Source organism: Dietzia timorensis (assembly GCF_020742175.1).
Classification (GTDB): domain Bacteria; phylum Actinomycetota; class Actinomycetes; order Mycobacteriales; family Mycobacteriaceae; genus Dietzia; species Dietzia timorensis_A.
In genome coordinates, this window is the sequence record NZ_DYXM01000004.1 from 1 (window position 1) to 5,009 (window position 5,009).

Annotated in this window: 5 protein-coding genes; 3 read left to right on the forward strand and 2 right to left on the reverse strand. The window is 67.2% G+C overall.

Annotated elements, in window-relative coordinates:
• On the forward strand, positions 1-1,122 hold a 1,122-nt coding region (locus tag K8V11_RS00085; RefSeq protein ID WP_303910036.1), incomplete at its 5' end, for a site-specific DNA-methyltransferase.
• 74 nt (positions 1,123-1,196) lie between these two features.
• On the opposite strand, the gene K8V11_RS00090 is transcribed toward K8V11_RS00085, so the two are convergent.
• Entirely contained in the window at positions 1,197-1,586 is a 390-nt protein-coding gene (locus K8V11_RS00090; RefSeq protein ID WP_303910038.1) for a globin, read from the reverse strand.
• 183 nt (positions 1,587-1,769) lie between these two features.
• Between K8V11_RS00090 and K8V11_RS00095 the strand changes: the two genes are divergently transcribed.
• Both K8V11_RS00095 and K8V11_RS00100 read left to right on the forward strand, forming a co-directional pair.
• Complete coding sequence (locus K8V11_RS00095) at positions 1,770-2,369, forward strand: HNH endonuclease (protein WP_303910040.1); 600 nt, start codon at positions 1,770-1,772, stop codon at positions 2,367-2,369.
• A 134-nt stretch (positions 2,370-2,503) separates the two neighbouring features.
• The gene (locus tag K8V11_RS00100) at positions 2,504-3,079 is read left to right on the forward strand and encodes a dihydrofolate reductase family protein (RefSeq protein ID WP_303910042.1); all 576 of its coding nucleotides are present in this window, start codon (positions 2,504-2,506) and stop codon (positions 3,077-3,079) included.
• A gap of 21 nt (positions 3,080-3,100) precedes the next feature.
• Here the strand turns inward: K8V11_RS00100 and pepN are convergent.
• A partial coding sequence (pepN, locus tag K8V11_RS00105) for an aminopeptidase N (protein ID WP_303910044.1) occupies positions 3,101-5,009 on the reverse strand: 1,909 nt, incomplete at its 5' end.

Below are 5,009 nucleotides of genomic sequence, written 5' to 3' on the forward strand. Positions count from 1 at the left end.
CTGCTGATCCGGGACGAGTCGGCCGCGGCACTTCGCGGCCTGCTCGGAGGCATGGTGACGGCGCCGGGCGCGGAATTCGGCGGGCTGCGCGGGCAGGTGCAGGCGGTGTATATCGACCCGCCGTACAACACGGGCAGCGTGTTCGCGGACTACGCCGACAAGGTCGACCACGGGCTGTGGCTGGCGATGATGCGCGAGCGGCTCGAGCTGCTGCGCGAGAGCCTCGCCGAGAGTGGATCGCTGTGGCTGCACATCGACGACTCCGAGATGGCGTACGCGAAAGTGCTGCTCGACGAGGTGTTCGGCCGCGAGAATTGCGTGAGCGCGATCGTGATCGAAAACAACCCGAAGGGGCGCCAGCTCGGAAAGTTCTTCGCCGGATCGCACGACCACCTGCTCGTGTACGCCCGCGATATCCGACACGTGCGGATCGAGCCGGGCAGCGCGCAGGCGGTGAATCCTGCGGACTTTCCGAAGAGCGACGAGCAGGGCCCCTACCGGCTGCTGCCGCTGCGCAACACGAACAAGAAGTTCCACCCCGGCACGGTGCCCACGCTGCACTACGGGCTGTGGGCCGATGCGGAGAGCGGGCGGGTGTCGGCGGAGGAGTTCCCCGGCGCGCGCGAGGTGTTTCCGGTGTTCGGCGACGGCACGGACGCGGTGTGGCGCTGGTCGGCGGCGCGTGTGCGCGAGCGCTCCGATGAGCTCGCCGCGCGCATCGTGCGCGGACGTGGAGGCGAGCGGCTCGACGTGTATCAGATCGACCGGCTCCACGACGAGCGCAAGAAAAAGCTCCGGAGCATCTGGATGGCGCACGAGATCGGCTCGTCGGATTCGGCGAAGGCCGAACTCAAGAAGGTGCTGCCCGGCAGGCAGATCTTCGCCACTCCGAAACCCGAACCCTTGTTGGCGCGTGTGCTCGAGGCGGCCACCGAACCCGGCGACCTTGTGCTCGACTGCTTCGCGGGATCGGGTACCACACCGGTGGTCGCGCAGCGGATGGGCCGGCGCTGGGTGGCGGTCGAACTCTCCGGCGCGAGCATCGACTCCTATATCGTTCCGCGCCTGGAGCGGGAATTATCCGATTCGGACTCGTTCCGGATCTTGCGCAGCGGGGGCTGAGGCAGCGCGGCGGGAGTGCCCGGAACTCGGTATCCGACGAGATGCCCCCGAACCGAGTGCGGAGGCTCGGACCATCAGCCCGGGGCGTTGACCATGAACTCGGCGGCGTGGTGGAAATAGTCGAGCATCGCGGTGCGGTGCTCTTCGCTCATCGTGTCCGAATCGATCGTGTCGATGGCGGCGACCATGTTCTCCAACCAGGCATCTCGGGCGACCGAGTCGATGACGTAGGGCACGTGGCGCATACGCAGGCGCGGGTGTCCGCGCTGCTCGGAATAGGTATGCGGCCCGCCGAAGTACTGCTCGAGGAACATGCGCAGGCGTTCCTCGGCACCGTCCATATCGTCCGCCGGGTACATCGGGTACAGCCGCTCGTCCTTCGCGACGCCCGCATAGAACTCGTGGACGATCTTGCGAAACGTCTCGTGCCCGCCAACCTCGTCGTAGAAGCTCATGCCTTCCATTGTGCCAACGCAGGCGCGGGGGCCTAAATCCATCGAAAATTTACCCACTTGTCGCCTGGACTCGCGAAATTAGTTGATGCGCTCGCGCGCCAAGTGTGGTGTGCTTTCCTCTAGGGCCGGGCGGCGGCAACACCCGTCGCCCGCGCATGTGTGCGTGAAGCATTCAGGCGAAGGAGCCGATTGATGGGCAGCAACGGGAAAAGTGCGATAAAAGAGCGAAGGCCTGGCCGGGAGGCGGCTGCGGGAAGCGCAGCACGCAGCCCGGACATCCCCTGCGCCGCCCACCCCCGTGTGCTGCTACTCAACGCCGGTTACGAGGCGCTCACCGCGCTCACCGCGAGGCGGGCGGTAGTCATGTTGCTCTGCGGCAAAGCCGACGTGGTCCACGACAACCCCGAGCTGTACGTGATGCGCTCGGCGACCCACGAAGTGCGCGTGCCGTCAGTGATTCGGCTGCGCGAATACGTCCACATCCCGTACCGCGCGAAGGTTCCCATGACCAGGGCCGCGCTCATGCACCGCGACGGCAACCGCTGCGGATATTGCGGCGTGCGGGCGACGACGATCGACCACGTCGTGCCGCGTAGCCGCGGGGGAGAGCACTCGTGGGAGAACTGCGTCGCCTGCTGCGAACGCTGCAACCGCAAGAAGGCCGACAAGATGCTCGCCGAGCTCGGCTGGTCACTGAGGCACAAGCTCGTCGCCCCACAGGGCAGGAACTGGCGGCTCGTGTCCTCGCTTCGTGAGTTCGGCCCCCACTGGGAGGACTACCTCGTCGCCTAGTCGGCGCCCAGCGGTTTCGCACCTTTGGACAAGTCCGGCTGGCTCTGCCGGGGAATACTCGGTTCATCCGCACCTTTGCGGGATGAATTGAAGACGTATCGACGCAGATTGGCAGCGCCATGGGCAGAGGCAGAATGTTGGGTTCTGGACGAGTGATCTACGAGTTGACCGTGTCTGTCGACGGGTTCGCGGCCCGAACGGATCGCGATATCTCGTGGCACGATTCACCGGGCTTCGAGCTGACCACCCCCGATCAGCTCGAGTTCCTCGACTACGTCGGCGCGATCGTCCTCGGTGCGAAGACGTACGAAATGTTCGCCGACTACTGGCCGTATGCCGATCCAGCGGAGCAGGAGATCGCCCAGCGCATCAACGAGTTGCCGAAGTTCGTGTTCAGCTCCTCGTTGACGGAGGCGCCGTGGGGCGACCACGCGACGGCGACGATCCTCACCGGCGAACCGGCCGCCGAGCTAGACACGGTGCGCCGCCAAGTCGACGGCGACATCGTCGTGTGGGGGAGTCTGGACCTCGGCAATTCCCTCGCCGCCAGCGGGCTGATCGACGTGCTCAGGCTCCGCTCGATCCCGGTGCTCCTGGGCGAGGGGGTACCGCTGTGGCCGGCGCGCGCGGAGGCACGCCTGGACCTTAAAATTATGACGTCGTACCCCGGCGGTCACACGACCGCGGAGTACGACGTCATACCTGAATGATCCGCCGCGTGGGGTGGGGGCCTAGCCGGCCTTCCGGTCCGCCTCGCGCGCGGCCAGCGCGCGGCGCAGGTCGTCCACCTTCTCGGCGATCGTGCGGCGCTGCGCGTTCGGCCGCGCCTCGTCGGCGGCGACGGCGTCGAAGCGGGCGATCGTGTCGGGGTCGATGCTCCACGCGGGGAACAGCATCTCGGAGGTGGTGAGCGCGATCTCGCCGGGGCGGGCCGTCCACAGTTCGTCGATGGTCTCCAGGTAGCGGCGCTCGACCTCGGCGAGGAGATGCTCGTGGCCCGGGAACGGCAGGCCCGCGAGGGAGGCGCGGACGACGGCGTTGCTCGGGGCCTCCGCGCCTGTACGTGTGATGAGGTCGAGAACCGCGAGCTTCGCCGCCGCCTCGGGACGCGAGGCACGTGCCGTGGCCGCGCGGCGCGCACCCGAGGCCGTGTTGTCCCTGGCCAGCTCGGCGTCGATGTCGTCGGCATCTGCCATCCCGCCGGCGACCAGCGAGGTGAGAATGGTCCACCGGAGGTCGGTGTCGACTTCGAGTCCTTCCAGCCCTTGCGACGCCGGGTCGTCGACGAGCAGGTTCCGCATGAGCGCACGCTCGTCTGCGCGCAGCGGTGCTTCGGCGAGCGCGGTGAAGAACGCGAGCTGGTAGTCCGAACCGGGAGTCGCGGCGCGGGCGTGCGCGAGCATCGCCTCGGAGAACTGCGGCCACCCGTGGGCGGCCGCCCAATCCGGGTCGGCGTAGCGGCTCAGCGCCGCGTGCGCCTGGCCGAGGACCTTCTGCACGACGCCGACGTGGGTCTCCGCGCCGATCGCGCGGCTGACCACCTCGATGAATCGCCGCGCCGGCAGCTCTGCGTTTCGGGTCATCTCCCACAGCGCGGACCAGGCGAGGGTGCGAGCGAGCGAGTCGGAGATGTTCTCGAGCTCGGCCAACACCACCTCGAGCGAGTCGTCGTCGAGCTTCGCCGAGCAGTAGGTGAGGTCGTTGTCATTGACGAGGATCAGATCCCCGGCGGGCTTGCCGACCAGCTCGTCGACTGCGGTGCGCTCGCCGGTGACGTCGAGCTCGGCATAGTCCGAGCGCACCAGCTTGCCCTGGTCGTCGCGCGAGTAGATGCCCACTCCGATGCGGTGCATGCGCAGCTCGCCGGCGCCCGGCGACGCGCCTCCCTGGACCAGATCGAGCGCGGCGATCGTGCCGTCCTCGCCGCGGGTGACCTCCGCGCGGAAGGTATTGAGACCGGTCGTGCGCAGCCACTTATCCGACCAGTCCGACAGATCGCGTCCGCTGGAGGCCTCCAGCGCGGACACGAGATCCGCGAACGTGGCGTTGCCCCACGCGTGGTCATTGAAGTACTGGCGCAGCCCCGCGAGGAACGGGTCGAGGCCGACGTAGGCGACGAGCTGTTTGAGCACCGAGGCGCCCTTGGCGTAGGTGATCCCGTCGAAGTTCCGCTCCACGGCCTCCAGGTCCACCATGTCCGCGGCGACGGGGTGGGTGGAGGAGAGCTGATCCTGGCGGTACGCCCACGACTTCTCGACGTTCGCGAAGGTCGTCCACGCCTCGGTGTATTCCGAGGCCGAGGTCTGCGCGAGCACCGACGCGTACGTGGCGAAGGACTCGTTGAGCCACAGGTCGTCCCACCACCGCATCGTCACCAGATCGCCGAACCACATGTGCGCCATCTCGTGGAGAATCGTTTCGTTGCGGCGCTCGTACCGGTAGCCGGTCACACGGGAGCGGAAGACGTAGTCCTCGAGGAACGTAACCGCACCGGCGTTTTCCATCGCGCCCATGTTGTACTCGGGCACGAAGATCTGGTCGTACTTGCCGAAGGGGTAGGGGATGCCGAAAATCTTGTGGTAGAAAGCGAAGCCCTGCTTGGTCTCGGTGAACAGGCGCTCGGCATCGAGGTGCTCGGCA

Excerpts from the sequence above, each read along its gene's own strand:
- K8V11_RS00090 (WP_303910038.1), bottom strand. The coding sequence starts at position 1,586 with ATGGAAGGCATGAGCTTCTACGACGAGGTTGGCGGGCACGAGACGTTT.
- K8V11_RS00095 (WP_303910040.1), top strand. The coding sequence starts at position 1,770 with ATGGGCAGCAACGGGAAAAGTGCGATAAAAGAGCGAAGGCCTGGCCGG.
- K8V11_RS00100 (WP_303910042.1), top strand. The coding sequence starts at position 2,504 with ATGTTGGGTTCTGGACGAGTGATCTACGAGTTGACCGTGTCTGTCGAC.